Raw genomic sequence first — 25,098 nt, 5'->3', positions numbered from 1 at the left:
GAAAAATTTGGTTAACAACCAGTGACGTAATAACCGTGCAAGGCATCGGCCTGGACGCTGGAAACGTCCCCACAATACGCTTACCCTTTATAAAATAACCAGGAAAAATCCGGGTATTAAAGGATGCTTAAGCGAGTTCGCCTTTCACTAAAGGCACAAAGCGGACGGCCTCCACGGTATCGATAATAAATTCGCCTCCCCGGCGACGCACCCGTTTCAAGAACTGATGCTCCTCACCCACGGGTAAAACGAGAATCCCGCCTTCATCCAGCTGCGTCATTAACGCCGTCGGAATTTCCGGCGGAGCTGCCGTCACGATGATGGCGTCAAACGGGGCGCGAGCCTGCCAACCTTGCCATCCATCGCCATGACGAGTTGAAACATTGTGTAAATCAAGCTGTTTCAGGCGACGACGCGCCTGCCATTGCAGCCCTTTAATGCGCTCCACCGAGCACACATGCTGTACCAGATGCGCGAGAATCGCCGTCTGATACCCGGAGCCGGTGCCGATCTCCAGCACTCTGGATTGCGGCGTCAGCTCAAGCAATTCTGTCATTCGCGCCACCATATAGGGCTGCGAAATGGTCTGCCCCTGGCCAATCGGCAAAGCGATATTGTCCCAGGCTTTATGTTCAAACGCTTCATCAATGAACTTTTCACGCGGGACGGCAGCAAGCGCATCCAGCACTTGCTCATCTTTGATGCCCTGAGCGCGCAATTGTTCAAGAAGAGTGTGTACGCGTCTGCTTACCATTGCGCGTCAACTCCCACGCTGTCTAACCAGTCCGAAACCACATCATGCGCGCTATACGCCGTTAAATCCACATGCAGCGGGGTAACGGAGACATAGCCCTCATCCACTGCCGCAAAATCGGTGTCCGGCCCGGCGTCGCATTTGCCGCCCGGCGGGCCGATCCAGTACAGCGTGTTGCCGCGCGGGTCCTGCTGTGGAATAACCTGATCGGCCGGATGGCGGCTGCCGCAGCGAGTTACGCGAATGCCTTTGATTTGATCCAGCGGCAGATCCGGGACATTGATATTCAGAATGCGTCCGGTACGCAGCGGCTCCCGACGTAATGCACGCAAAATAGAGCAGGTTACCGCTGCCGCCGTCTCATAGTGCTGATGGCCGTCAAGCGATACCGCCAGCGCGGGAAAACCCAGGTGACGGCCCTCCATCGCTGCGGCGACGGTCCCGGAATAGATGACATCATCGCCCAGATTAGGGCCCGCGTTAATGCCTGAAACCACAATATCCGGGCGCGGACGCATCAGCGCGTTCACGCCCAGGTAGACGCAGTCGGTCGGCGTGCCCATCTGCACGGCGATATCGCCGTTATCAAAAGTAAAGGTACGAAGCGAGGATTCCAGCGTCAGCGAGTTTGACGCGCCACTGCGGTTACGATCCGGGGCGACGACCTGTACGTCAGCAAACTCACGCAGCGCTTTCGCCAGCGTTTGTATACCGGGCGCGTGGACCCCATCATCGTTACTCAGCAATATGCGCATAATCACCCATTGTGTTAATCAGTTCCCTTACGACGCTGGTGGCGAAACTGCCTGCCGGTAGCCAGAAGCGCAGCTCAACGGTGACGTCATCCCACCAGTTCCAGCGTAATTGTTGCGGATAGAGCAGCATCGCCCTGCGCGCCGCTTCAACCTTTTCGCGCAGCAGTAACGATTGCAGTTCGCCCTCATCCGCAATGGCAGCCTCTTCAAACGCCAGCGCGTCGCGCAGGGTTCCCCACTCGCCGCTACCGGGAAGCGCCGCCGTAATCATCAGTTCTTTTTCGTCAACGCGACGCTGCAATTCCGCCTGTTCTTCCTGCGTGGCCACAAACCAGCTCCCGCGCCCCGCTAATTGTAGCGCATCGCCATCAACAACTTGATTAAAGTCTGGTTTTTTCACGCGTTCGTTGACGATCTGATTAAACAACGCACTGCGGGCCGCCGACAACCAAAAACTGCGTTTATTGCGATCGCGCACCGGCGCATTGCTTTGCGCCCAGCGCAGCGCGCCTTGCAGGTTGCTGCCGCCAATACCGAATCGCTGCGCGCCAAAATAGTTTGGTACGCCGCGCGTATTGATGGCCTGTAGCCGGGCTTCGACATCATCACGATGGCTGACTTCACGCAGCACCAGCGTAAACGCGTTGCCCTTCAGCGCGCCTAAACGCAGCTTACGTTTGTGACGAGCGTACTCCAGCACTTTACAGCCTTCAATCTGGAATGCGCTCAGGTCTGGCATCTCTTTGCCCGGCACGCGCGCACACAGCCACTGTTCAGTGACGGCATGCTTGTCTTTCTGCCCGGCAAAGCTCACTTCACGGGCATGAATTTTAAGGAATTTCGCCAGCGCATCGGCCACAAAACGGGTGTTACAACCGTTTTTCAGAATGCGAACCAGAATATGTTCGCCTTCGCCATCTGGCTCAAAACCTAAATCTTCAACCACCACAAAATCTTCCGGGTTCGCTTTAAGCAGCCCGGTGCCCTGCGGCTTTCCGTGGAGGTACGTCAGGTTTTCAAACTCGGTCATTTCGCGGCCTTAATCAGTAACGCCACCGCTTCACAGGCAATCCCTTCCCCACGCCCGGTGAACCCGAGTTTCTCCGTGGTGGTCGCCTTGACGTTGACATCATCCATATGACAACCAAGATCTTCCGCGATAAACACGCGCATTTGCGGGATATGCGGCAGCATCTTCGGCGCCTGGGCGATAATGGTCACGTCCACGTTACCAAGGGTATAGCCTTTGGCCTGAATGCGTCGCCATGCTTCCCGCAGCAATTCGCGGCTGTCCGCGCCTTTAAAGGCCGGATCGGTATCCGGGAAAAGTTTGCCGATATCGCCAAGCGCCGCCGCGCCGAGCAGCGCATCGGTCAGCGCATGCAGCGCCACGTCGCCATCAGAATGCGCCAGCAGCCCTTTGTCATACGGGATGCGCACGCCACCAATGATAATTGGGCCTTCTCCGCCAAAAGCGTGTACGTCAAAACCGTGTCCGATTCGCATCATGCATTCTCCTGATATACACATCATCCTTCAAGCTGCCTCTTTGTTGGCTGCCTTTGTTCACCCCAGTCACTTACTTATGTAAGCTCCTGGGGATGCACTCAGTTGCCGCCTCGATGCAGCCTGAATGATTTTGTGTCTAGATTGTTCGGGTCAGATAAAATTCCGCAAGCGCCAGATCTTCCGGGCGGGTGACTTTTATATTATCAGCCCGGCCTTCAACCAGTTGGGGATGAAAACCGCAATACTCCAGCGCGGACGCCTCATCGGTAATGATCGCGCCTTCGTTCAGCGCACGGCTCAGGCAATCGTGCAGCAGCTCGCGTGGGAAGAATTGCGGCGTTAACGCGTGCCACAGGTCGGTACGCTCTACGGTATGCGCAATGGCGGCTTTACCCGGCTCGGCGCGTTTCATGGTGTCGCGTACCGGAGCGGCGAGGATTCCACCCGTGCGGCTGGTTTCGCTAAGCGAGAGCAGGCGCGCCAGGTCATCCTGATGCAGACAAGGCCGGGCGGCGTCATGCACCAGCACCCACTGCGCGTCACCGGCCGCCCGTAAGCCTGCCAGTACGGAATCGGCGCGCTCGTCGCCCCCGTCCACGACGGTGACCTGCGGATGTTGCGCCAGAGGAAGTTCGGCGAAGCGGCTGTCGCCAGGGCTGATTGCGATAACGACGCGCGTCACCCGGGGATGCGCCAGCAGCGCATGCACCGAGTGTTCAAGAATGGTTTTATTGCCAATAGAGAGATATTGCTTAGGACATTCCGTTTGCATTCGGCGGCCAAATCCGGCAGCCGGTACCACAGCGCAAACGTCCAATAAAGTGGCTGCCATGTCATTTCCTGGGCTGATTTATCGATTAGTTTGCCCCGCAGCCTGAGCACGTTTAGACGCGTCAGGCACCAGACGGTAAAAAGTTTCGCCCGGTTTGGTCATGCTGAGTTCATTACGCGCGCGCTCCTCGATCGCTTCCTGGCCGCCATTGAGATCGTCAATTTCGGCGAAAAGCTGATCGTTACGCGCTTTAAGTTTCGCATTCGTAGCTTGCTGCGCAGCCACATCATCGTTGACGCGGCTGTAGTCATGTATGCCGTTCTTACCGAACCACAGCGAATACTGCAACCAGACCAGTAAAGTCAGCAGCAGCAGCGTTAGTTTACCCATCCTGCCCCCTGAAAAACGGCACCATCATCCCATAACTTTCCCAGAGACTCTACTCTGAGGCGGGAATGCCGCGACAACGCGGGCAAATGTACCACATTTATCCGCCGATCCGCATATCTCGTGCAGGGAGAACATAATCTTATTGTTGGTTACGGTTTGAATTATGGCCACTCTCGCCCGTCATGAAAAGGGAGGGCTGACCTACCCCAACAGCCACATGAAGAGCGCGCCAAACATCGCGCCTACCGTTAATAGCGTAGCCGTAATGCTGTAGAACAGTTTGCCGCTCATGATTGAATGCAGGGCCACGCCGACCACAACCGCAACGGGCATGAGCGCCAGGAAAAAGGGCCAGGTATAGAGGAAGAAAAACAGCGTGTTAGGGCCATAGATGAGAAAGGGAATTCCCAACGCCAGCAGCCACGAGGCAAAACCGACCACGGCGCCCGGCAGTGACCAGGTTGTGTCGTCGTCGGTCGTGAGGGCATCTGACCTTGTGATAGTAATGTTATGGCTATTACGCATATCGAATCCTGTAACCTTGACTCACCGGGCATACAAGCCCGGCGGTGTCTCAGGATCTGATAATATCGCCCTGTCTCAGTAGATCTAATAATTGGGCAACCAAATTTGTTACTAATTGTTCACCATCCAGATGAACTTCAGGCGATTCAGGCGTTTCATATACCGAATCAATGCCGGTGAAATTACGCAGTTCACCCGCCCTGGCCTTCTTGTACAGCCCTTTAGGATCACGCGCTTCACAGGTTGCCAGCGGCGTATCGACAAAAACCTCGATAAACCGCCCCTCCCCGATGCGCTCGCGCACCATCTGCCGCTCCGCGCGATGCGGCGAAATAAACGCCGTCAGCACCACCAGCCCGGCATCCACCATCAGGTTCGCAACCTCCCCCACCCGACGGATATTCTCTTTACGGTCTGCGTCGCTAAAGCCAAGATCGCTGCACAGGCCGTGACGGACATTATCGCCATCCAGCAGCCAGGTGCTGACGCCCAGCTTATGCAGGGCCTCTTCCAGCGCGCCTGCAACCGTTGATTTCCCCGAACCGGAAAGTCCCGTAAACCAGACCACAGCCCCTTTATGCCCATGCAGCGCTTCACGATCTTCGCGCGTCACCGCATGGGCATGCCAGACGACGTTTTCGTCATGCAGCGCCATTACTTGCCTCCCAGCAAATCACGCGCGCCCCAGTGCGGGAAGTGGCGACGGATCAGCGCGTTCAGTTCCAGCTCAAAATCGCTGAACCCGGAAGGCGTCGCGGCGGTGCGCTCAATAGGCTCACGCACCAGCCCCGCGCCAACGGTCACGTTGGACAGCCGGTCGATGATGATTAACCCGCCAGTGACCGGGTTCTGCTGGTATGTATCCAGCACTAACGGTTCGTCAAAAGTCAGTTCGACCAGGCCGATACCGTTCAACGGCAGGCTTTCCACCTCGCGCTGGGTCAGGTTGTTGATATCAACCTGATGGCGAATGGCATCAACGCGCGCACGGGTCTTTTTACCGGCAATCTTGATGTCATAACTCTGCCCGGCCGACAGCGGTTGTTCCGCCATCCATACCACATCAACGGCGGCGCTCTGTACGGCTGGCAGGTTTTCGCCTGCATCCAGCAACAAATCGCCACGGCTGATGTCAATTTCATCTTTCAGCACCAGCGTAATCGCTTCACCGGCGTGCGCCTCTTGCAGATCGCCATCAAAGGTGACGATGCGCGCCACGTTGGATTCAACGCCGGACGGCAGAACTTTGACACGCTGCCCGACCTTCACGCTGCCGGAGGCCAGCGTTCCGGCATAACCACGGAAATCGAGGTTCGGACGGTTCACATACTGTACCGGGAAGCGCATCGGCTGGGTGTCGACAACCCGCTGGATCTCAACCGTCTCCAGCACTTCCAGCAGCGTCGGGCCGTTGTACCACGGCATACTGGCGCTCTGGGTCGCGACGTTATCCCCTTCCAGCGCAGAGAGCGGCACAAAGCGGATGTCCAGGTTCCCCGGCAACTGCCCGGCAAACGTCAGGTAATCTTCGCGAATACGGGCGAACGTCTCCTCGCTGAACCCCACCAGATCCATCTTGTTGATCGCCACCACCAGGTGCTTGATGCCCAGCAGCGTAGAGATGAAACTGTGGCGGCGGGTCTGATCCAGCACGCCTTTGCGGGCGTCGATCAGCAGGATCGCCAGATCGCAGGTCGATGCGCCGGTCGCCATGTTACGCGTGTACTGCTCGTGCCCTGGCGTGTCGGCAATAATAAATTTGCGTTTCTCGGTCGAGAAATAGCGGTACGCCACATCAATGGTAATTCCCTGCTCGCGCTCAGCCTGCAACCCGTCGACCAGCAGCGCCAGATCGAGTTTTTCACCTTGGGTGCCATGACGCTTACTGTCGTTATGCAGCGACGAGAGCTGATCTTCATAAATCTGACGCGTATCGTGCAGCAGTCGGCCAATCAGCGTGCTTTTACCGTCATCGACGCTGCCGCAGGTCAGGAAACGCAGCAGGCTTTTGTGTTGCTGGGCAACCATCCAGGCTTCGACGCCGCCTTCATTAGCGATTTGTTGTGCAAGTGTGGTGTTCATGGCGGCTCCTTAGAAATACCCCTGACGTTTCTTCAGCTCCATTGAGCCCGCCTGGTCGCGGTCAATCACGCGCCCCTGACGTTCACTGGTGGTCGAGACCAGCATCTCTTCAATAATTTCCGGCAGCGTCTGCGCGCTGGATTCCACCGCCCCCGTGAGCGGCCAGCAGCCGAGGGTACGGAAACGCACCATGCGTTTTTTGATCACCTCGCCGGGTTGCAGGTCAATACGATCGTCATCGATCATCATCAGCATGCCGTCGCGCTCCAGCACCGGGCGCTCAGCGGCCAGGTACAGCGGCACGATCTCGATGTTTTCCAGCCAGATGTACTGCCAGATATCCTGCTCAGTCCAGTTAGAGAGCGGGAAAACGCGGATGCTTTCGCCTTTGTTAATCTGCCCGTTGTAGTTGTGCCATAGCTCCGGGCGCTGGTTCTTCGGATCCCAACGGTGAAAACGGTCGCGGAAGGAGTAAATACGCTCTTTGGCGCGCGACTTCTCTTCGTCGCGGCGCGCGCCGCCGAACGCGGCGTCAAAGCCATATTTATCCAACGCCTGTTTCAACCCTTCGGTTTTCATAATATCGGTGTGTTTAGCGCTGCCGTGAACGAACGGGTTAATCCCCATCGCCACCCCTTCCGGGTTTTTATGCACCAGCAGTTCACAGCCGTAGGCCTTCGCGGTGCGATCGCGGAATTCGTACATCTCACGAAACTTCCAGCCGGTATCAACGTGCAGCAGCGGAAACGGCAACGTACCTGGATAAAACGCTTTACGCGCCAGATGCAGCATGACGCTGGAATCTTTACCGATGGAATACATCATCACCGGATTAGAAAATTCGGCGGCCACCTCGCGAATGATATGGATGCTTTCCGCTTCCAGCTGCCGCAGGTGGGTGAGTCGTTTTTGGTCCATAACCGTTCCTTTGCAATACCGCTATTTTGCTAAACATTCAGATAACACGACTATAGGGAGCGCAGGAGAACGAATGAAATTACGAATTGGAATGAGTAGTTCCTCAAAGGAATAACGATTTGAGAAAGCAAATATCAAAAAGTGCTTAACCCACCGGATTTAGGGCATTTCAGAGCAAATGAAATTGTTTTACGGCAATCACGGTTTCATACTAAGCGGGTAAAAATTTCTGCTCTGTATTTAAGGACTCACTATGTTTTCCGCATCGCGCCTCCGTGCAGCGCTCCTGGCGCTCGGCGTATGCTTTATCCTTCCCGCGCAGGCAACGTCACCGAAGCCTGGCGATATCGCCAATATTCAGGCACGACACATTGCAACATTCTTTCCCGGCAGAATGACCGGAACACCGGCGGAGATGCTCTCTGCCGATTATTTACGTCAGCAATTTGAGCAGATGGGATATCGCAGCGATATCCGAACATTTAATAGCCGCTATATTTATACCGCCAGGAATAATCGCAAGAACTGGCATAACGTGACGGGCAGTACCGTTATTGCGGCGCACGAAGGGAAAGCGCCGCAACAAATTATTATTATGGCGCACCTGGATACCTATGCGCCGCTGAGCGATGCCGATACCGACGCCAATCTCGGCGGTTTAACCTTGCAGGGCATTGACGATAACGCCGCCGGGCTGGGCGTGATGCTGGAACTGGCTGAACGCCTGAAAGACATCCCGACGCAGTACGGCATCCGCTTTATCGCCACCAGCGGTGAAGAAGAGGGAAAACTGGGCGCAGAAAACCTGCTTAAGCGGATGAGCGCCGCTGAGAAGAAAAATACGCTGCTGGTAATTAACCTTGATAACCTGATTGTCGGCGACAAACTCTACTTCAACAGCGGGCAGCAAACGCCGGAAGCCGTACGCAAACTGACGCGCGACCGGGCGCTGGCGATTGCGCGCAGCCACGGTATCGCCGCCGCGACCAATCCGGGTCTGAACAAGGATTACCCGAAAGGCACAGGCTGCTGCAACGACGCCGAAGTCTTCGATAAAGCCGGTATTTCCGTGCTGTCGGTTGAAGCCACCAACTGGAATCTGGGGAAAAAAGACGGCTATCAGCAGCGTGCGAAAACGCCTTCATTCCCGGCCGGAAACAGCTGGCACGATGTGCGTCTGGATAACCAACAGCACATCGACAAGGCGCTACCAGGAAGAATTGAACACCGCAGTCGCGATGTCGTGCGCATCATGTTGCCGCTGGTAAAAGAACTGGCGAAAGCCGGTAAAGCCTGATGTGTCGCCCGGTGGCGGCTACGCCTTACCGGGCCTACAAGCGCAGCACTTGCCGGATGGCGGCGTAAACGCCTTATCCGGCCTACAGACACTGTCTGGTAGGCCTGATAAGCGCAGCGCCATCAGGCAAACAATCACCCTTCGTGCAGCCCGCACTCGCGCTTCAGCCCGAAGAATCGCGTCTCTTCTTCCGCCATGCCGGGCTCCCATTTACGGGTGGTGTGGGTATCGCCAACCGACAGATAGCCCTGATCCCATAGCGGATGGTATTTCAGACCGTGTTTTTGCAGATACTGGTACACCGTCCGGTTATCCCAGTCGATGATGGGCAGCACTTTAAAAACGCCGCGCTGAATCGCCAGCACAGGCAGATGCGCCCGGCTCCCGGATTGTTCGCGGCGCAGGCCAGCAAACCACGTTTGCGCGTTAAGCTCTTTTAACGCCCGGTTCATCGGCTCGACTTTGTTGATGTCATTGTATTTCTCAATGCCCTCAACGCCTTGCTCCCACAGTTTACCGTAGCGGGCTTCCTGCCAGGCCGCGCTTTCCGTCGCACGATAGACTTTCAGGTTCAGGTTCAGCTTTTCCGTCAGCTCATCAATAAATTGGTAGGTTTCCGGGAACAGATAGCCGGTATCGGTCAGGATAACCGGAATATCCGGGCGAATCTGGTTAACCAGATGCAGGCTGACCGCCGCCTGAATACCAAAGCTCGACGAGAGCACGTATTCACCGGGTAGATTCTCCAGCGCCCACGCCACGCGTCCTTCAGCATCCTGCTTTTCCAGCTGCGCGTTGGTTTCAGCCAGCGCCATGACGCGCTCGACTTTCGGCAATTCATTCAGGGCGTTTAGATCGAGTACGGACATAAGTTCCTCACTGTTTGCCTTGCCTGATGGCGCTGCGCTTATCCGGCCTACCGTCTACGTAGGCCGGATAAGGCATTTATGCCGCCATCCGGCGATGCACGTTATTCCCAGAAATCCCGGGCGGGATCGAGCACCGGGCGAATGATGCCCGCACGCACCGTAAAGTCGCCGAAGCCTTCACCCGCTTCGCGCTCTTTTACCCAGCGCCCAATCAGTTCATCCAGCGACGCCAGAATTTCCGGCTCGGTAATGTTCTCTTTGAACATACGCGGGATACGCGTTCCGATGCGATTGCCGCCCAGATGCAGGTTATAACGACCCGGCGCTTTCCCCACCAGGCCGACTTCCGCCAGCATGGCGCGTCCGCAGCCATTTGGGCAGCCCGTCACGCGCAGCACGATGTGCTCATCGCTCACGCCGTGGTGGGTCATCAACGCGTCCACTTTATCGACGAAGGTCGGCAGGAAACGCTCCGCTTCCGCCATCGCCAGCGGGCAGGTCGGGAACGATACGCAGGCCATCGAGTTTTCACGCTGCGACGTGACCGCATTCATCAGGCCGTGGTTGCGCGCCAGTTTTTCAATCTTCGCTTTCTGGCTTTCCGGCACGCCGGCAATGATCAGGTTCTGGTTGGCGGTAATACGGAATTCGCCCTTGTGGATCTTCGCGATCTCCAACAGACCTGTTTTCAGCGGGCGCCCCGGATAATCCAGAATACGGCCATTCTCAATAAACAGCGTCAGGTGCCATTTGTTGTCGATGCCTTTCACCCAACCGATGCGATCGCCGCGCCCGGTAAATTCATACGGGCGGATCGGTTCAAATTTGATGCCTGCACGACGCTCGACTTCCGCCTTGAACGTCTCGACCCCAACACGCTCCAGAGTGTATTTGGTTTTGGCGTTTTTACGATCGGTACGATTACCCCAGTCGCGCTGAGTCGTCACCACCGCTTCCGCCACCGCCAGGGTATGCTCCAGCGGCAGATAGCCGAACTCGCTCGCGGTGCGGGCATACGTTTTCTTGTTCCCGTGCTCAATGGAAAGCCCGCCGCCGACCAGCAGGTTAAAGCCCACCAGCTTGCCGTTTTCCGCCACGGCGACAAAGTTCATGTCGTTGGCATGCAGATCGATATCGTTTTGCGGCGGGATCACCACGGTCGTTTTGAACTTACGCGGCAGATAGGTCTGGCCGAGGATCGGCTCCTCATCCGTTGTGGCGACCTTTTCCTGATCAAGCCAGATCTCCGCATAAGCGCGGGTGCGCGGCAGCAAATGCTCGGAGATCTTTTTCGCCCACTCATAGGCTTCGGCATGCAGCTCAGACTCATACGGGTTAGAGGTGCACAGCACGTTACGGTTCATGTCGTTGGCGGTCGCCAGCGCGTCCAGCCCAACGGAGTGCAGCATCTGATGTACCGGCTTCACGTTCTTTTTCAGAATGCCGTGGAACTGGAAGGTCTGACGGTTAGTCAGGCGAATGCTGCCGTAAATCGTATTTTCAGCGGCGAATTTATCGATCGCCTGCCACTGTCTGGTGGTGATAACCCCCCCCGGCAGACGGCAACGCAGCAGCATCGCATGACGCGGCTCCAGCTTCTGCTCGGCGCGCTCGGCGCGAATGTCACGGTCATCCTGCTGGTACATACCGTGAAAACGGATCAGCAGAAAGTTGTCGCCTTTAAAACCGCCGGTCAGGCCGTCATTCAAATCTTCAGCAATGGTGCCGCGCAGGTAGTTGCTCTCAAGCTTCATGCGCTCGGCATCTGCCAGTTTACCTTCGACCACCAGTGGGCCTGGATGTTTTTCGCTCATTAGTAGACATCTCGCTGATAACGGCGCTCAACGCGCAGCTCACTTAAAAATTCATCCGCCGCTTCGGCATCCATACCACCGAATTCGGCAATCACTTCCAGCAGTGCCTGCTCAACGTCTTTCGCCATGCGATTGGCGTCGCCGCAGACATAAATGTGCGCGCCGTCATTAATCCAGCGCCACAGCTCTGCGCCCTGTTCGCGCAGTTTGTCTTGTACGTATATTTTTTCTTTTTGATCGCGGGACCAGGCCAGATCGATGCGGCTCAGGACGCCCTCTTTGACATAGCGCTGCCATTCCACCTGGTAGAGGAAATCTTCGGTAAAGTGCGGGTTGCCAAAGAACAACCAGTTTTTACCCGGCGCTTCATCTGCCGCCCGCTGCTGCATAAAGGCGCGGAAAGGGGCGATCCCGGTGCCTGGACCAATCATGATTACCGGTGTTTCCGGGTTGGCCGGCAGACGGAAATTATCGTTGTGTTCGATAAATACGCGCACTTCACCCTCTTCTTCCACGCGGTCGGCCAGGAAGCTTGATGCCCCGCCCGCCCGTGCCCGACCTTCTATTTCATAACGCACGGCGCCTACGGTGATATGTACTTCGCTCTCGACTTCCGCCTGGGAAGAGGCTATCGAGTAAAGACGCGGCGTTAGCGGGCGCAGCAGCCCCACCAGCGCGTCAGCATCCAGCTGAGCCGGAGAGAAACGCAGCATATCAACGACAGGCGTCGTCGCGGCGTAATGCTGCAACTGGGCTTTATCACCCACCAGCGGCAACAGCGATTCGCTGCGGGTCAGCGTGGCGTAGTTTTCCACGATATTGGCGGTGTTCACCGTCAGCTCAAAATGCCACTGCAAGGCTTCGGCAAGCGGCAGCACCTTACCGTTAACGGTAACCGGCTCCGTGCCTTTCAGCCAGACCAGTTCGACGATCTCTTTGACCAGTTCAGGATCGTTCTGATACCAGACGCCCAGGGCATCGCCCGGCTGATAACGCAGGCCGGAATCGCCCAGATCGATTTCGATATGGCGCACATCTTTTTCCGAGTCGCGGCCGGTGATTTTCTGATTGACGGCGAGCGAGGCGCTCAGCGGCGCTTCTTTGGTATAAGGGCTGGAATGCACGTCATTCACTGCCCCCGTTGCCGCGACAGCGACCTGCGCTGCCGATGCGCTCGGCGCACGCGCTTTCAGTACGTCAACAACGCGAGCCCTCCATTCTTGTGCCGCCGCCTGGTATTCCACATCCGCATCGACGCGATCGAGCAGACGCTCCCCCCCCAGTTCCGCCAGCTTGCTGTCGAAATCTTTACCCGCCTGGCAGAAAAATTCATAGGAGGTATCACCGAGGCCAAAGACGGCGAAGGCGGTGTTGTCGAGCTTCGGCGCTTTTTTAGAGAACAGAAACTTACGCAGCGCAACGGCTTCTTCCGGTGGCTCGCCTTCGCCCTGCGTGGACGCGACCACAACCAGCAGCTTTTCATTGGCGATCTGTTTGAATTTGTAGTCGCCCGCATTAACCAGCGTGACGCTCAGTTTCGCCGCCAGCAGGTCATCGCGCAGGGCTTCCGCCACGCGCCGCGCATTGCCGGTTTGCGATGCAGAAATAAGCGTAATACCCGGCATTTCAGCGACAGGCGCTGGCGTGGCGGCGAGCGTGCCCGGCTGCTGGTTCAGCATTCCCCAGAAATAGCCGGAAACCCAGGCAAGCTGGGTGGGAGAAAGATCGGTTGTGGCCGCCTGAAGGCGTGCCAGCTGCTCCGGGTTTAGCGGAAGCAAAGCGGATGGTGGGGCCTGTGTTGTCATGCGTCGTTATGTTCCAGTAGCAAAGCGGAATTTATGCAAAAAGACCAAACTAGCGATAAGGTTAACGGCGGGGATAATAACAATTAAAGAAGGGATGGAAATAACAAATAACCAAATGGACTAACCTGTTTTAGTTATAGTTATTAACAACAAAAGCGATTAAACAACTTATTGAAATAGAAAGAAATAATTCACAATTCTTGTGTAAATCTCATTATCCGCGCGTCAACGCCGTTTTAGTTAATGATAAAAAATGTGCTTTCCGGTACCCTACGGCGGTTTTTGTATTCTTGAGAGTTAATCATCCATGTCCACCACCTTGTTTAAAGATTTCACCTTTGAAGCCGCTCACCGCCTGCCCCACGTACCGGAAGGGCATAAATGTGGCCGCCTGCATGGTCATTCATTTATGGTGCGCCTTGAAATTACCGGTGACGTCGATCCGCATACCGGTTGGATCATGGATTTCGCCGAACTGAAAGCCGCGTTCAAACCGACGTACGATCGTCTGGATCATTATTATCTGAACGATATTCCAGGTCTGGAAAATCCAACCAGCGAAGTGCTGGCAAAATGGATTTGGGATCAGGTTAAACCTGCCGTACCGCTGCTGAGCGCAGTAATGGTGAAAGAGACCTGCACAGCAGGCTGCGTGTATCGCGGCGAGTGATTTTTTCGTTTGTGTCGCGGGTCAATTTTCCTTAAATAACGTTATGTTAGGGTTGTGTTCTCAGGATTTCTGGAGCACAACATGGCTGACGATTTCGATATCATCATCATCGGTGCAGGGATAGCGGGCACTGCTTGTGCTTTACGCTGTGCGCGGGCTGGACTCTCAGTCCTGCTGCTTGAACGCGGTGAGTTTCCCGGCAGCAAAAATCTTTCCGGCGGTCGTTTATATTGTCATGCGCTCGCCGAACTTCTTCCCGACGTTCACCAGTCCGCCCCCCTTGAACGCCGTATCACTCAGGAAAACCTCACGCTATTAACCCGTGATGGCGCGACAACCTGGTCCAGCCTGCAACCAGACGGTGACTCATGGAGCCTGCTGCGCGCCCGCTTCGATCCCTGGTTTGTCGCTCAGGCCGAGGCCGCAGGGGTACAGTGCGTTAACGGCGTTACGGTTGAAGCGCTCCATATTGAAGATGGCCGAGTCTGCGGCGTCATGTGCGAAGATGAAACGCTGCGCGCCCGTTATGTCGTGCTGGCAGAAGGAGCAAACAGCGTGCTGGCGGAACGGTATGGATTCCTGCCTCGCCCCGCCGCGACATCAATGGCGCTGGGGATCAAGGAGGTGCTGGCGCTGGATAAACAGACGCTTGAAGAGCGCTTCCGATTGTCCGGGGCGGAAGGTGCCGCCATGTTGTTTAGCGGAGAAATTTGCGGCGATCTCCCCGGCGGCGCGTTTCTTTATACCAACCAGGAGACGCTCTCTTTAGGCGTCGTGTGTCCACTCTCTTCTGTTGCACAGAGCGACATTCCGACAGTCGAAATGCTGGAACGGCTCAAAGCGCATCCGGCGCTGCGTCCTTTGCTCAGAGGCAGCGAAACGCTGGAGTACGGCGCGCATCTGGTGCCGGAAGGCGGCTTACACAGCATGCCCGTCCAGTACGCAGGCGAAGGCTGGCTGCTGACAGGCGATGCGTTGCGCAGCTGCGTCAATACCGGCTTCTCCGTACGCGGTATGGATATGGCGCTCATCGGCGCTCAGGCGGCCGCGCAAACCCTGATTAACGCCTGCCAGAAACATGCGCCGCAAAATCTGTTCCCGGCCTATCATCAGGACATCCGGCACAGTCTGCTGTGGGAGGTTTTGCAACGCTATCGGGATGTTCCCGCGCTGTTGCAGCGCCCGGGATGGTATCGTCAATGGCCTGCATTAATGCAGGATATTTCTCACGAACTCTGGCATCAGGGGCATCATCCTGTGCCGCCACTGCGCCAGATCGTCTGGCGTCATTTTCGCCGTCACGGCCTGCGCCATCTGGCAGGCGATATTATCAGGAGCTTACGATGTCTGTAGCCCGCAACATCTGGCGCCCCGCCGATATTTCCCATATTGTTACGGCTGCCGCTGTCGACAGCAAAACGGCAGAACGGCTGATCACGTCCTGCCCCGCCGGACTCTTTTCCCGCACGCCGGAAGGGGGCCTGCAAGTCGACTTTCGCGGCTGCCTGGAGTGTGGCGCCTGTCGACTACTGTGTGATGAAAAAACGCTGCAACAGTGGCGCTACCCGGCATCTGGGTTTGGCATCACTTACCGATTTGGCTAATTTGATACTCTAAATAATTCGAGTTGCGAGGAAAGCCAACGCACCAGCAAATTGAAGTATGACGAGTATATAAGGATAATCTATGCCCCTGTTACACCTGCTCCGCCAAAATCCGGTGATTGCCGCCGTTAAAGATAACGCCAGCCTACAGTTAGCCATTGATTCCGAATGTCAGTTCATCTCCGTGCTGTACGGGAACATTTGCACCATCAGCGCGATTGTGAAGAAAATAAAAAATGCGGGTAAATATGCGTTTATCCACGTTGATCTGCTGGAGGGGGCGTCAAATAAAGAGGTCGTGATCCAGTTTTTAAAATTGGTCACCGAAGCGGATGGCATCATCAGCACGAAAGCGGCAATGCTGAAAGCCGCCAGAGCGGAAGGTTTTTTCTGTATTCACCGTCTGTTTATCGTTGATTCCATTTCATTTCACAATATTGATAAGCAGGTCGCGCAGTCAAACCCGGACTGTATTGAGATCCTGCCGGGCTGTATGCCGAAAGTGTTGGGCTGGGTGACAGAGAAGATACGCCAGCCGCTGATTGCCGGGGGGCTGGTATGCGATGAAGAAGACGCCCGCAATGCGATGAAAGCCGGTGTGGCGGCGCTTTCCACCACCAATACCGACGTCTGGACGTTAGCGAAACACCTTAATTAAGCCGGGCAATGCCGGATGGCGACGATAAATCGTCTTATCCGGCCTACACGTAGGCCTGATAAGCATAGCGCCATCAGGCATTTTTGTAGCCTACACGTAGGCCTGATAAGCATAGTGCCATCAGGCATTTTGTAGCCTACACGTAGGCCTGATAAGCGTAGCGCCATCAGGCATTTTTGCAGCGGACCAACTCTTCCAGCACCGGTAGCCAGTCATCGACAATCCCGACATCCGCCTGCGCAAAAACCGGCGCGCTGGCATCGTGGTTTATCGCCACAACAAAACGGCTCTGGCGTACTCCGGCCATCAACGCCGCCGCTCCTGACGCGCCAGCCACGATACAGACATCCGGCGACAGCAGATGCCCCGATATTCCAGTCACGCGATCGGCATCAAAACCGCCGTTCATCACCCGCGCACGGCTGTACCCTACCTCAGCATCAAGCGCCTGACCAAGCGCGGTAATCTTATCTGCATCCGCTTCACTTCCCCCTTGCCCAACCACCAGTACGCGCCCGGCACGTAACAAAGGATGGGTAGCGACGCTATTTACGCTTTCCACCTTATCCAGCCAGTCGGGGGGCGCCGTGGGGGTAATCAGATATTCCGTCATCACAGGCAAGGAATGACCAGAAGCGCTCACCTCCGGCTGTCGCGCCAGCGACAGGCACAAAGGGCGTGCGGTAATTTGCAACGTTGCCGTCAGTGCATTCCCCCAGTGGGATTTTTTCACCAGGCCTTGTCGCACATCCACAGCCTGAACCTGACAGAGGCTGCCGCCATGCAGACGCCAGGCGAGTCGCGTCGCCAGTTCATCGCCCGGACTACCTGCCGGAAAGATCAGCATATCAACAGGTGTCCGCAGCCATTGCGCCGCCAGCGCATCCAGCACCTGCTCTGCAACATCCGGCACGGGATCGATAATCCAGCGCTCCAGTTCTGCGGTGCAAAGCGCATTCTCTGCGATCCAGCTCGCCATCGCCGCACACTCATGCGAGTCAGTAATGATGGCAATTTTCATGACGGCATCCTCTGGCGCAAATAATCCGCCCATAGCCTCCGGGCTTTTTCCTGCGCCGTCGCGCCGCTGATAATCGTTGCATGCCGCCGCTGCTCCGGCCTCTCCAGACGCAGGCACTGAACCGCTGGTGTTGTCTCAACCACAACGTTCCGACGCTCGACGTCTGCTTTCGCCGCCGCCAGACGCTGGCGCATCCCCGGTACGGGAAGCGCCACTTCACCACACTGCCTGACGGCGATGACGGCCGGGAACCGTACCCGACAACGCCGAAACCCGGTCATCGTTCGCTGCTCAACCACAATAAAAGGAGGCTCAAGCGTAAAACGCTCCACCTGGGTAAAACAGGGCCACGCCAGCATTTCAGCAACCAGAAATGGCGTCTGACTGTTCTGACCCTCGCTACTCTGACAGCCCGTTATAATCAGATCCGCACCGTGATTACGCTGCCAGTCGGCAATGTTCCTGGCGATAAATTCGGGAGCAAACCGCAGGTCTGCCGTCGTCTCCAGCAACACCGGCGTCTCAAAACCCAGCGCGACAAAATAGCGTAACCAGTGGAGCGCCCGCTCGTCGCCGATGCTTAACGCAGTCAACGTCATCTCACAGCCCCCATTGCGCTGAGCCAGCAGCAACGCTGCCGCCGCCTGTTCATCCGCACCTGGAGAGCAACGCAGCAAGGAGACATCCGGGCCGTGGGTATCCACCGTCGCCGCCTGCCAGTCTTTCTCCGCCAGCATGCCGGGATCGGGCTCTGCCTTAAACGCTAACAGAATGTTCATTCACACCTCCCTGTCTTTTGTCCACACTCCCGGCAGCCACCAGCGGCAGCGCCTTGGTTTCCGGCGCCCACAGCCAGGTCACCACAAATCCGATGACTAATATCCCAGCCAGCAGTAATAGCGTGACCTGCATTCCCCACTGCGCCAGCGTCCAGGGCAACAAACTGGTGCTGATCGCCGCCCCTAATCGGCTCATTGCCGTGGCAAACCCGACGCCCAGGGAACGAATATCCGTCGGGAAGCTTTCCGCAGGCAGAACCCCCACCAGATTGCTGACGGCAGAAATGGTGGTACTGAACAACACAAATAGCAACAGCGTCAGGCTGCTTCCCGCTGGTAAACAGGCCATGACGACAAGCGTCGCGGCGAGCAGCATAAAACTGCCGAGCAGAAATTGGCGGTGCGCCAACAGGTGTGTTAACAACAGCCCCAGCAGCGCACCAACAATCAGCAGCGCGTTAAGCATCAGGCTGGCGGTTAGCGCATTTTCAAGACCGATCGTTTGTGCAATGGTGGGAAGCCAGGTGTAAATCACAAACCACGGGATCACCAGGCAGACAAAGAACACGCTGTTAAACGCGGTTCTTCGCCAGTAATGCGTTGAAAATAGCGTTTTGATATGTCTGCTCGTCGGCGCCGTCACCTCATCGCCGAGCAGCACATGCGTGCCAAAGTAGCGGTGCACAATCGCATACGCCTCTGTTATCCGCCCCTGACGCATCAGCCAGCGAGGCGACTCCGGCGTTCCCCAGCGTAAGAACGTAATGCACAGCGCGGGTAATGATGCCGATGCCAGCAGCCAGCGCCAGGCATCCGGCGTTTCCTGAATAAAATGGTGCCCCACCAGGCTCGCCAGAACATAGCCGATAGTCCACACCACACTGAATGCGCCCAGTAATATTCCCCGATGGCGACGCGGCGCAAATTCAGCCAGCAATGTATGACCAACCGAGTAGTCACCGCCAAGGCCGATACCAATCAGAATGCGCAAGCCAATAAGCTGTTCCGGCGTTGTGGCAAAAAACTGTAGGAAAGAGGCGATGGTTATCAGCATAAAGCTGAAGGTAAAAATTTTCTGACGCCCGATATAATCAGATACCCATCCCAGGATCAGGCTACCGAGAAAAAGTCCAACCAGCGCCGAGCCGCCAATCATCCCTTCCATAAAAGGCGTCAGTTGCATGGCGGGGGTCAGTTGGATCATGGCATAGCCGACGACGCCTAATACATAGCCATCGGTCAAATGCGCGCCGAATGTCAGCGCAGCAATGCGGCAATGAAAACCATTCAGCGGTAAATCATCCATTCGCACCGGTGAAGTGTTCATCGTAGCCCCTTCATTGTCCGGTAAAGTCGCGGCTTCCCGGTTGAGAAGCCGTTTATACGCTTCGCCCTTTAAGCTGCCTGATGCAGCTTAAAGGATTTTGCGTATAACTCTCTATTTTTCAATCGGGTAGATCGTGCCTGTATTCATAATACCGTTTGGATCAAACTGGCGCTTGAGACCTTCCAGCAGCGGCCAGGCGCTACCGTGTTCCAGCTTGCTCCAGTGAACGCGGTGCTTACCAATGCCGTGGTGATGCACCATTGAACCACCAAGACGGATCGTCTCTTCGCAGATGATCTTGTTGAGCGGGTTATGGTACTTATCAATCTCCTCTTCCGGCTTGCAGTCCACCACGTTGTAGTCGTACACAAAATACATGTTGGTGCCGTTGATATAGCTGTGAGAAGAGTGGCCGCCCAGCATGGTGATATCGTCCGCATGCGGGAACTCGGTACGGATACGGTTGATCACGCTTTCGTAGATTTGATGGATGCAGCTCCAGCAACCAGATACTTCCGTCGTAAAGCCCATATTGCCGGTTTTCAGGATCTGTACGCGTTCGGCAGCCACTTTTTCCGGCCCCCAGTTCAGATGGTTGAACCAGTTTTCAATAAGTTTGCTGTCTACCCGCTGGCACTGCGGGTAGCGCGCCACGATCTCCGCAATCCCTTCGCCGGTGGCTTGCGCCAGTCGCGGATTGCCTTCAGCCATAAAAATCAGCACACATTTGCCGTCGGCAAAATGCGTGAAGTGCTGGGTTCCATCTTCGGCGTCGTACAGGCGCGCAATGGAGGGGCGATAGCCTTCCACCATGACTTCACGCAGGATGTCGAAACCGGTTTTCATGTCGTCCAGCACATAGCCGTAGTAGAGGTTGTTTTCGGGCGTGAACTTAAAGATTTTCACTGTAACTTCAGTGATGTAGCACAGCGCACCTTCGTTCCCAATGATGATGTGGCGGATATCCGGCCCGGCCGCCCGGCGAGGCACGTTTTTGATGCGGGTAATGGTTCCGTCCGCCAGTACGGCTTCCAGCCCCACCACCATATCTTCAATCGCGCCGTACAGCGTGGAGAACTGGCCGATACTGCGAGTGGCGACCAGACCGCCCATCTGCGCCAGCGGCTTAGACTGCGGCGAGTGCCCGGTGGTATAGCCTTTTTCACGCAGCGCGTTTTCCAGAATCTCAAGCGGTACGCCACATTGCGCGGTTGCCTGCATGTTTTCGATATCAATACTCAGGATTTGATTCATCCCTGCGCCGTCCAGCACCACAGAATCTTTGACGACAGTTTCCAGACCGCCTTCCGTCGCAGATGCGCCGGTACGCGGCACGCCATTGATTTTATGCTGATTCATGAATGCCAGAACACGAGAGACCTGCTCCGTCGAACCGAGCTTAACCACGGCCGCCGGAATGGGCAGCGTGTAAACGCCGTGAATATCCGCATATTTGCGAAAACGGTCAATACTGTTTTTCTTTAATACGGTTTCATCCGTAATAACACGCCCGGAACCCACAATTTCTTTTAACTGGTCAACAATCGCTTCACGGGATAATGACATAATAAATCCTTCCTGATAGTCAATGCAGAATAAAATAAAAACCAGAAACCACCGATATTAAAATTAACGCACCAGATAACCGCCATCGACAACCAAAAGATGACCATTAACATAATTTGATGCCTGACTGGCGAGGAATATCGCCGCCCCCATAAGATCCTGAGTATCACCCCAACGATTGGCCGGAATATGATCCAGTACACGCTGATTAGTTTCCGGGTTACTGCGGGTTGCCAGCGTAATATCAGTGGCATAATAACCCGGCGCAATACCGTTAACCTGAATATTATATTGCCCAAGTTCATCGCAATATGCTTTGGTAAAACCAGCAAGCGCATGCTTGGTTGCTGAATAAGCCGGAGACCACTGCCCGCCAAGATAAGAGAACAAAGAGCAGATATTAATAATTTTCCCGCTATTTTGTGGGATCATAATTTTTGCCGCTTCATAGCTCAGCTCAAACGCCGCGGTCAGGTTGACATCAATCATCGGGTCCCAGTCCGCGCGGCCAAAGTCCAGAACCTTATTCAGCTTACAGATCCCGGCGTTGTTCACCAGAATATCTACCGTGCCAAAACGCTCGCAGCAGGCGGCAATAATCTTCTGCGGCGCGCCTTTCTCGGTGATGTCCACTTGCATGAACGCCACTTCAACACCTTGTGCTTCAATGAGTTCTTTCGTTTCACCGTTATCCTTTACGAAGCTGGGAATAAAAAGGTTGGCTCCGGCTTTCGCCAGCGCCATTGCGAAAGCCTGACCCAGACCACTGTTCCCGCCCGTTACAATTGCTGTTTTCCCTTTCAGGGAGAAAAAATCCATTGAGAATGCATTGAGAGATTCGATCGACATAGTTGGCTCCAAATTCCTTCAGGCAAAAAAAAAGAAAGGTAACTTCCCCCGCGAGAGGGAAGTTACCTTTCTCATTATCTCTGGTAACTGGCGTAAATTTTTAGCATAACCTCCAGACATCTAATGTGATCGTAATCACAGATGAACCGTTCGCTTTGTAATTATGGTAAAAAACAAGAAGCGTGATTATTCTCACACTATAAGCTGCCCTTCCATGCTATTTCTAACGTAATTACTAGAGACCTGAGAAAAGTAATCCTCCTGAAAAGGCGGCTTACTTTTCTCTTTTTTTTGTCCATTACAAATGGGAATTCGATATGCAACACAACTCATATCGCCGCTGGATAACCCTCGCCATTATTAGTTTTAGCGGTGGCGTCAGTTTTGATCTGGCTTATTTACGCTATATATATCAAATTCCCATGGCAAAATTTATGGGATTTAGCAATACCGAAATAGGGCTAATAATGAGTACCTTTGGTGTTGCTGCTATTATTCTTTATGCACCCAGCGGAATCATCGCCGATAAATTTTCCCATCGCAAAATGATTACCTCCGCAATGATTATTACCGGACTACTCGGTCTGGTCATGGCGACATATCCACCGTTATGGGTCATGCTGTGCATTCAGGTCGCGTTCGCGATTACGACAATCCTGATGCTGTGGTCCGTATCCATTAAAGCCGCGTCGCTGCTTGGCGATCACAGTGAACAAGGCAAAATTATGGGCTGGATGGAAGGGCTGCGCGGCGTCGGCGTGATGTCGCTGGCAGTGTTTACCATGTGGGTCTTTTCTCGCTTCGCGCCGGATGACAGCAACAGCCTGAAAACGGTGATTCTGATTTACAGCGTGGTCTATATCCTGCTGGGCATCCTGTGCTGGTTCTTCGTCAGCGATGGTCATCATCACAGCAGCGCGGCGAAAGAAGAGAAAAAATCATTCCAGCTCAGCGATATTCTGGCCGTGTTACGCATCAGCACCACCTGGTATTGCAGCATGGTCATCTTCGGCGTCTTTACGATCTATGCCATCCTCAGCTACTCCACCAACTACCTGACCGAAATGTATGGCATGTCGCTGGTCGCCGCGAGTTACATGGGCATTGTGATCAACAAAATTTTCCGCGCTATCTGTGGCCCGCTGGGCGGCATCATTACCACTTACAGCAAAATTAAATCGCCGACGCGCGTCATTCAGCTTCTCTCCATTGTCGGAGCCATCGCGCTTATTGCGCTGCTGGTCACCAACTCAAATCCACAGTCTGTCGTGATGGGGATCGGCCTGATTCTGCTGTTGGGCTTCACCTGCTACGCCTCACGCGGGCTTTACTGGGCCTGCCCTGGTGAAGCCAGAACGCCGTCTTACATCATGGGAACGACGGTAGGTATCTGCTCGGTTATCGGTTTTCTACCCGACGTTTTTGTTTATCCGATCGTAGGCCACTGGCAGGACACGCTCCCGGCAGCGGAAGCCTATCGCAACATGTGGCTGATGGGACTGGCGGCGCTGTGTATGGTGATTCTGTTTACCTTTTTGCTCTTTCGCAAAATTCGTACCGCTAACGCCACACCGGAAAAGATGACATCGCTGGGCGCAGAAGCCTCCGGCGAGTGAAGAGAGAAAATTAAGGAGAATGACAATGTCGACGAAATACATCATTGGAATTGATGGCGGAAGTCAGAGTACGAAGGTCGTGATGTACGATCTCGAAGGGAATGTGGTGTGCGAAGGGAAAGGATTGTTACAGCCCATGTATACACCCGATGCCAATACGGCAGAACATCCTGATGATGATTTATGGACGTCTTTATGCTCCGCAGGGCAAGACCTGATGAGTCAGTTTTCGGGTGACAGAAAAGACATTGCTGGAATCGGTCTGGGTTCCATCCGTTGCTGTCGCGCATTATTAAAAGCCGACGGCACGCCCGCAGCTCCGCTGATTAGCTGGCAGGACGCGCGCGTAACCCGTCCCTACGAGCATACCAACTCCGATGTGGCTTATGTCACCTCATTTTCAGGTTATCTGTCGCATCGCTTAACCGGTGAGTTTAAAGACAATATCGCCAACTACTTTGGGCAGTGGCCGGTGGATTACAAAACCTGGGCGTGGAGCGATGACGATGCGGTGATGAAGAAGTTCAACATTCCGCGCAGGATGCTGTTTGACGTCCAGATGCCGGGAAGCGTGCTCGGTCATCTGACTGAAGCCGCCGCCCTGGCAACAGGTTTCCCTGTTGGCTTACCCGTGGTCTGCACCACCAGCGACAAACCGGTGGAAGCACTGGGCGCAGGATTGCTGGACGATGAAACCGCAGTTATCTCATTAGGCACTTATATCGCCCTGATGATGAACGGCAAAGCGCTCCCCAAAGATCCGGTCGCTTACTGGCCGATTATGTCTTCTATTCCCGAAACCCTGCTCTATGAAGGCTACGGTATTCGTAAAGGCATGTGGACGGTCAGTTGGCTGCGGGATATGTTGGGCGAATCACTGATTCAGGACGCCAAAGCACAGGGGCTGTCGCCGGAAGATTTACTCAATAAGAAAGCGGCCGGCGTACCGCCTGGCTGTAACGGTTTAATGACGGTTCTCGACTGGCTGACCAATCCCTGGGAACCGTTCAAGCGAGGAATCATGATCGGCTTTGATTCCAGCATGGATTACGCATGGATTTACCGTTCTATTCTGGAGAGCGTTGCGCTGACGCTGAAAAACAACTACGACAATATGTGCAATGAAATGAACCACTTTGCTAAACATGTGATCATCACCGGGGGTGGTTCGAATAGCGACCTGTTTATGCAAATCTTTGCCGATGTGTTCAATCTCCCTGCCAGACGCAATGTGATAAATGGCTGCGCGAGTCTGGGAGCGGCAATTAACACGGCCATAGGACTTGGTCTGTACCCGAACTATGAGACCGCGGTTGAAAAAATGGTGCGGGTAAAAGATGTGTTTATGCCGATAGAGAGCAATGCCAGACGCTATGACGCGCTGAATAAAGGGATTTTCCGCGACTTAACGCAATACACCGATGTGATTTTGAAAAAGTCGTATGAAGTGCTGCATGGCAATCTGGATAACGTCGATTCGATTCAAAGCTGGTCGAACGCGTAGTATTCCTTATCTCG

General features: G+C 55.0%; 25 protein-coding genes. 7 read left to right on the top strand and 18 right to left on the bottom strand.

The annotated features are described in order from the left end of the window. Positions 1 to 127: 127 nt before the first annotated feature. The 10 genes from pcm to cysD all read right to left on the bottom strand — a co-directional run bounded on the left by pcm (position 128) and on the right by cysD (position 7,705). Positions 128 to 754 (bottom strand): protein-L-isoaspartate O-methyltransferase, encoded by a 627-nt coding sequence (pcm, locus tag OGV79_RS11495; protein ID WP_012134859.1) that lies wholly within the window; start codon positions 752 to 754, stop codon positions 128 to 130. Continuing rightward, positions 748 to 1,509, bottom strand: a complete 762-nt coding sequence (surE, locus tag OGV79_RS11490; RefSeq protein ID WP_012134860.1) for a 5'/3'-nucleotidase SurE — start codon at positions 1,507 to 1,509, stop codon at positions 748 to 750. Before surE ends, pcm begins: the two co-directional genes overlap by 7 nt. Continuing rightward, positions 1,490 to 2,539, bottom strand: coding sequence for a tRNA pseudouridine(13) synthase TruD (truD, locus tag OGV79_RS11485; protein ID WP_115608917.1), 1,050 nt, complete (start codon positions 2,537 to 2,539; stop codon positions 1,490 to 1,492). The genes surE and truD overlap by 20 nt, the downstream gene beginning before the upstream one ends. Continuing rightward, a complete protein-coding gene (ispF, locus tag OGV79_RS11480) occupies positions 2,536 to 3,015 on the bottom strand; it encodes a 2-C-methyl-D-erythritol 2,4-cyclodiphosphate synthase (protein ID WP_012134862.1) in 480 nt (159 codons plus the stop codon). Before ispF ends, truD begins: the two co-directional genes overlap by 4 nt. A gap of 139 nt (positions 3,016 to 3,154) precedes the next feature. Further along, complete coding sequence (ispD, locus tag OGV79_RS11475; protein ID WP_200092740.1) at positions 3,155 to 3,850, bottom strand: 2-C-methyl-D-erythritol 4-phosphate cytidylyltransferase; 696 nt, start codon at positions 3,848 to 3,850, stop codon at positions 3,155 to 3,157. 18 nt (positions 3,851 to 3,868) lie between these two features. Continuing rightward, on the bottom strand, positions 3,869 to 4,180 hold the full coding sequence (ftsB, locus tag OGV79_RS11470; RefSeq protein WP_012134864.1) for a cell division protein FtsB: 312 nt from the start codon (positions 4,178 to 4,180) through the stop codon (positions 3,869 to 3,871). A gap of 201 nt (positions 4,181 to 4,381) precedes the next feature. Continuing rightward, positions 4,382 to 4,705: a DUF3561 family protein gene (locus tag OGV79_RS11465; protein ID WP_012134865.1), complete on the bottom strand. Its 324-nt coding sequence runs from the start codon at positions 4,703 to 4,705 to the stop codon at positions 4,382 to 4,384. A 49-nt stretch (positions 4,706 to 4,754) separates the two neighbouring features. Beyond that, a complete protein-coding gene (cysC, locus tag OGV79_RS11460; RefSeq protein ID WP_104868263.1) occupies positions 4,755 to 5,360 on the bottom strand; it encodes an adenylyl-sulfate kinase in 606 nt (201 codons plus the stop codon). Further along, entirely contained in the window at positions 5,360 to 6,787 is a 1,428-nt protein-coding gene (cysN, locus tag OGV79_RS11455) for a sulfate adenylyltransferase subunit CysN (protein WP_104868262.1), read from the bottom strand. The genes cysC and cysN overlap by 1 nt, the downstream gene beginning before the upstream one ends. A 9-nt stretch (positions 6,788 to 6,796) precedes the next feature. Beyond that, entirely contained in the window at positions 6,797 to 7,705 is a 909-nt protein-coding gene (gene cysD, locus OGV79_RS11450; protein WP_012134868.1) for a sulfate adenylyltransferase subunit CysD, read from the bottom strand. A 253-nt stretch (positions 7,706 to 7,958) separates the two neighbouring features. Here cysD and OGV79_RS11445 point away from each other — a divergent pair, with 253 nt between their 5' ends. Continuing rightward, positions 7,959 to 9,002, top strand: a complete 1,044-nt coding sequence (locus OGV79_RS11445; protein ID WP_012134869.1) for an aminopeptidase — start codon at positions 7,959 to 7,961, stop codon at positions 9,000 to 9,002. A 134-nt stretch (positions 9,003 to 9,136) separates the two neighbouring features. Here the strand turns inward: OGV79_RS11445 and cysH are convergent, their stop codons facing one another. The 3 genes from cysH to cysJ form a co-directional block, all read right to left on the bottom strand. Then, positions 9,137 to 9,871, bottom strand: coding sequence for a phosphoadenosine phosphosulfate reductase (gene cysH, locus OGV79_RS11440; RefSeq protein WP_049008633.1), 735 nt, complete (start codon positions 9,869 to 9,871; stop codon positions 9,137 to 9,139). Positions 9,872 to 9,972: 101 nt separating this feature from the next. Further along, a complete protein-coding gene (cysI, locus tag OGV79_RS11435) occupies positions 9,973 to 11,685 on the bottom strand; it encodes an assimilatory sulfite reductase (NADPH) hemoprotein subunit (protein WP_012134872.1) in 1,713 nt (570 codons plus the stop codon). Then, complete coding sequence (gene cysJ, locus OGV79_RS11430; protein WP_104868258.1) at positions 11,685 to 13,490, bottom strand: NADPH-dependent assimilatory sulfite reductase flavoprotein subunit; 1,806 nt, start codon at positions 13,488 to 13,490, stop codon at positions 11,685 to 11,687. Before cysJ ends, cysI begins: the two co-directional genes overlap by 1 nt. Before the next feature lie 307 nt (positions 13,491 to 13,797). Between cysJ and queD the strand changes: the two genes are divergently transcribed. The 4 genes from queD to OGV79_RS11410 all read left to right on the top strand — a co-directional run bounded on the left by queD (position 13,798) and on the right by OGV79_RS11410 (position 16,422). Further along, the gene (gene queD / locus OGV79_RS11425; protein WP_012134875.1) at positions 13,798 to 14,160 is read left to right on the top strand and encodes a 6-carboxytetrahydropterin synthase QueD; all 363 of its coding nucleotides are present in this window, start codon (positions 13,798 to 13,800) and stop codon (positions 14,158 to 14,160) included. An 81-nt stretch (positions 14,161 to 14,241) separates the two neighbouring features. Beyond that, positions 14,242 to 15,513, top strand: a complete 1,272-nt coding sequence (locus tag OGV79_RS11420) for an FAD-dependent oxidoreductase (protein ID WP_112001651.1) — start codon at positions 14,242 to 14,244, stop codon at positions 15,511 to 15,513. Further along, a complete protein-coding gene (locus tag OGV79_RS11415) occupies positions 15,504 to 15,764 on the top strand; it encodes a ferredoxin family protein (RefSeq protein WP_012134877.1) in 261 nt (86 codons plus the stop codon). The genes OGV79_RS11420 and OGV79_RS11415 overlap by 10 nt, the downstream gene beginning before the upstream one ends. A gap of 82 nt (positions 15,765 to 15,846) precedes the next feature. After that, positions 15,847 to 16,422 carry a glycerol-3-phosphate responsive antiterminator gene (locus tag OGV79_RS11410; protein ID WP_012134878.1) on the top strand — a complete coding sequence of 192 codons (576 nt, stop codon included), beginning with the start codon at positions 15,847 to 15,849 and terminating at the stop codon, positions 16,420 to 16,422. A gap of 166 nt (positions 16,423 to 16,588) precedes the next feature. Here the strand turns inward: OGV79_RS11410 and OGV79_RS11405 are convergent, their stop codons facing one another. From OGV79_RS11405 to OGV79_RS11385, 5 genes are all read right to left on the bottom strand, one after another. After that, positions 16,589 to 17,443 carry an electron transfer flavoprotein subunit alpha/FixB family protein gene (locus OGV79_RS11405; RefSeq protein WP_058668021.1) on the bottom strand — a complete coding sequence of 285 codons (855 nt, stop codon included), beginning with the start codon at positions 17,441 to 17,443 and terminating at the stop codon, positions 16,589 to 16,591. After that, on the bottom strand, positions 17,440 to 18,222 hold the full coding sequence (locus OGV79_RS11400; protein ID WP_115614473.1) for an adenine nucleotide alpha hydrolase family protein: 783 nt from the start codon (positions 18,220 to 18,222) through the stop codon (positions 17,440 to 17,442). Before OGV79_RS11400 ends, OGV79_RS11405 begins: the two co-directional genes overlap by 4 nt. Next, positions 18,200 to 19,549 (bottom strand): MFS transporter, encoded by a 1,350-nt coding sequence (locus tag OGV79_RS11395; protein WP_115181222.1) that lies wholly within the window; start codon positions 19,547 to 19,549, stop codon positions 18,200 to 18,202. The genes OGV79_RS11400 and OGV79_RS11395 overlap by 23 nt, the downstream gene beginning before the upstream one ends. 111 nt (positions 19,550 to 19,660) lie before the next feature. Further along, on the bottom strand, positions 19,661 to 21,115 hold the full coding sequence (locus tag OGV79_RS11390) for an FAD-binding oxidoreductase (RefSeq protein WP_012134883.1): 1,455 nt from the start codon (positions 21,113 to 21,115) through the stop codon (positions 19,661 to 19,663). A 63-nt stretch (positions 21,116 to 21,178) separates the two neighbouring features. Continuing rightward, positions 21,179 to 21,964 carry an SDR family oxidoreductase gene (locus OGV79_RS11385; protein ID WP_012134885.1) on the bottom strand — a complete coding sequence of 262 codons (786 nt, stop codon included), beginning with the start codon at positions 21,962 to 21,964 and terminating at the stop codon, positions 21,179 to 21,181. A 317-nt stretch (positions 21,965 to 22,281) separates the two neighbouring features. Here OGV79_RS11385 and OGV79_RS11380 point away from each other — a divergent pair, with 317 nt between their 5' ends. Together OGV79_RS11380 and OGV79_RS11375 are read left to right on the top strand one after the other, a co-directional pair. After that, positions 22,282 to 23,580, top strand: coding sequence for an MFS transporter (locus OGV79_RS11380; RefSeq protein WP_200076165.1), 1,299 nt, complete (start codon positions 22,282 to 22,284; stop codon positions 23,578 to 23,580). Between the two features lie 25 nt (positions 23,581 to 23,605). Next, positions 23,606 to 25,084 carry an FGGY-family carbohydrate kinase gene (locus OGV79_RS11375; protein WP_200028783.1) on the top strand — a complete coding sequence of 493 codons (1,479 nt, stop codon included), beginning with the start codon at positions 23,606 to 23,608 and terminating at the stop codon, positions 25,082 to 25,084. Positions 25,085 to 25,098: the final 14 nt, after the last annotated feature.

The organism is Citrobacter sp. CK185 (genome assembly GCF_030333565.1).
In the GTDB taxonomy this organism is placed as follows: Bacteria; Pseudomonadota; Gammaproteobacteria; order Enterobacterales; family Enterobacteriaceae; genus Citrobacter_B; species Citrobacter_B koseri.
Note: the sequence above shows the minus strand (reverse complement) of the source record. Positions and strands in the feature narration are given on the sequence as shown.

Coding starts and splice junctions, on each gene's coding strand:
- pcm (WP_012134859.1), bottom strand. CDS start 754: ATGGTAAGCAGACGCGTACACACTCTTCTTGAACAATTGCGCGCTCAG.
- surE (WP_012134860.1), bottom strand. CDS start 1,509: ATGCGCATATTGCTGAGTAACGATGATGGGGTCCACGCGCCCGGTATA.
- truD (WP_115608917.1), bottom strand. CDS start 2,539: ATGACCGAGTTTGAAAACCTGACGTACCTCCACGGAAAGCCGCAGGGC.
- ispF (WP_012134862.1), bottom strand. CDS start 3,015: ATGCGAATCGGACACGGTTTTGACGTACACGCTTTTGGCGGAGAAGGC.
- ispD (WP_200092740.1), bottom strand. CDS start 3,850: ATGGCAGCCACTTTATTGGACGTTTGCGCTGTGGTACCGGCTGCCGGA.
- ftsB (WP_012134864.1), bottom strand. CDS start 4,180: ATGGGTAAACTAACGCTGCTGCTGCTGACTTTACTGGTCTGGTTGCAG.
- OGV79_RS11465 (WP_012134865.1), bottom strand. CDS start 4,705: ATGCGTAATAGCCATAACATTACTATCACAAGGTCAGATGCCCTCACG.
- cysC (WP_104868263.1), bottom strand. CDS start 5,360: ATGGCGCTGCATGACGAAAACGTCGTCTGGCATGCCCATGCGGTGACG.
- cysN (WP_104868262.1), bottom strand. CDS start 6,787: ATGAACACCACACTTGCACAACAAATCGCTAATGAAGGCGGCGTCGAA.
- cysD (WP_012134868.1), bottom strand. CDS start 7,705: ATGGACCAAAAACGACTCACCCACCTGCGGCAGCTGGAAGCGGAAAGC.
- OGV79_RS11445 (WP_012134869.1), top strand. CDS start 7,959: ATGTTTTCCGCATCGCGCCTCCGTGCAGCGCTCCTGGCGCTCGGCGTA.
- cysH (WP_049008633.1), bottom strand. CDS start 9,871: ATGTCCGTACTCGATCTAAACGCCCTGAATGAATTGCCGAAAGTCGAG.
- cysI (WP_012134872.1), bottom strand. CDS start 11,685: ATGAGCGAAAAACATCCAGGCCCACTGGTGGTCGAAGGTAAACTGGCA.
- cysJ (WP_104868258.1), bottom strand. CDS start 13,490: ATGACAACACAGGCCCCACCATCCGCTTTGCTTCCGCTAAACCCGGAG.
- queD (WP_012134875.1), top strand. CDS start 13,798: ATGTCCACCACCTTGTTTAAAGATTTCACCTTTGAAGCCGCTCACCGC.
- OGV79_RS11420 (WP_112001651.1), top strand. CDS start 14,242: ATGGCTGACGATTTCGATATCATCATCATCGGTGCAGGGATAGCGGGC.
- OGV79_RS11415 (WP_012134877.1), top strand. CDS start 15,504: ATGTCTGTAGCCCGCAACATCTGGCGCCCCGCCGATATTTCCCATATT.
- OGV79_RS11410 (WP_012134878.1), top strand. CDS start 15,847: ATGCCCCTGTTACACCTGCTCCGCCAAAATCCGGTGATTGCCGCCGTT.
- OGV79_RS11405 (WP_058668021.1), bottom strand. CDS start 17,443: ATGAAAATTGCCATCATTACTGACTCGCATGAGTGTGCGGCGATGGCG.
- OGV79_RS11400 (WP_115614473.1), bottom strand. CDS start 18,222: ATGAACATTCTGTTAGCGTTTAAGGCAGAGCCCGATCCCGGCATGCTG.
- OGV79_RS11395 (WP_115181222.1), bottom strand. CDS start 19,549: ATGAACACTTCACCGGTGCGAATGGATGATTTACCGCTGAATGGTTTT.
- OGV79_RS11390 (WP_012134883.1), bottom strand. CDS start 21,115: ATGTCATTATCCCGTGAAGCGATTGTTGACCAGTTAAAAGAAATTGTG.
- OGV79_RS11385 (WP_012134885.1), bottom strand. CDS start 21,964: ATGTCGATCGAATCTCTCAATGCATTCTCAATGGATTTTTTCTCCCTG.
- OGV79_RS11380 (WP_200076165.1), top strand. CDS start 22,282: ATGCAACACAACTCATATCGCCGCTGGATAACCCTCGCCATTATTAGT.
- OGV79_RS11375 (WP_200028783.1), top strand. CDS start 23,606: ATGTCGACGAAATACATCATTGGAATTGATGGCGGAAGTCAGAGTACG.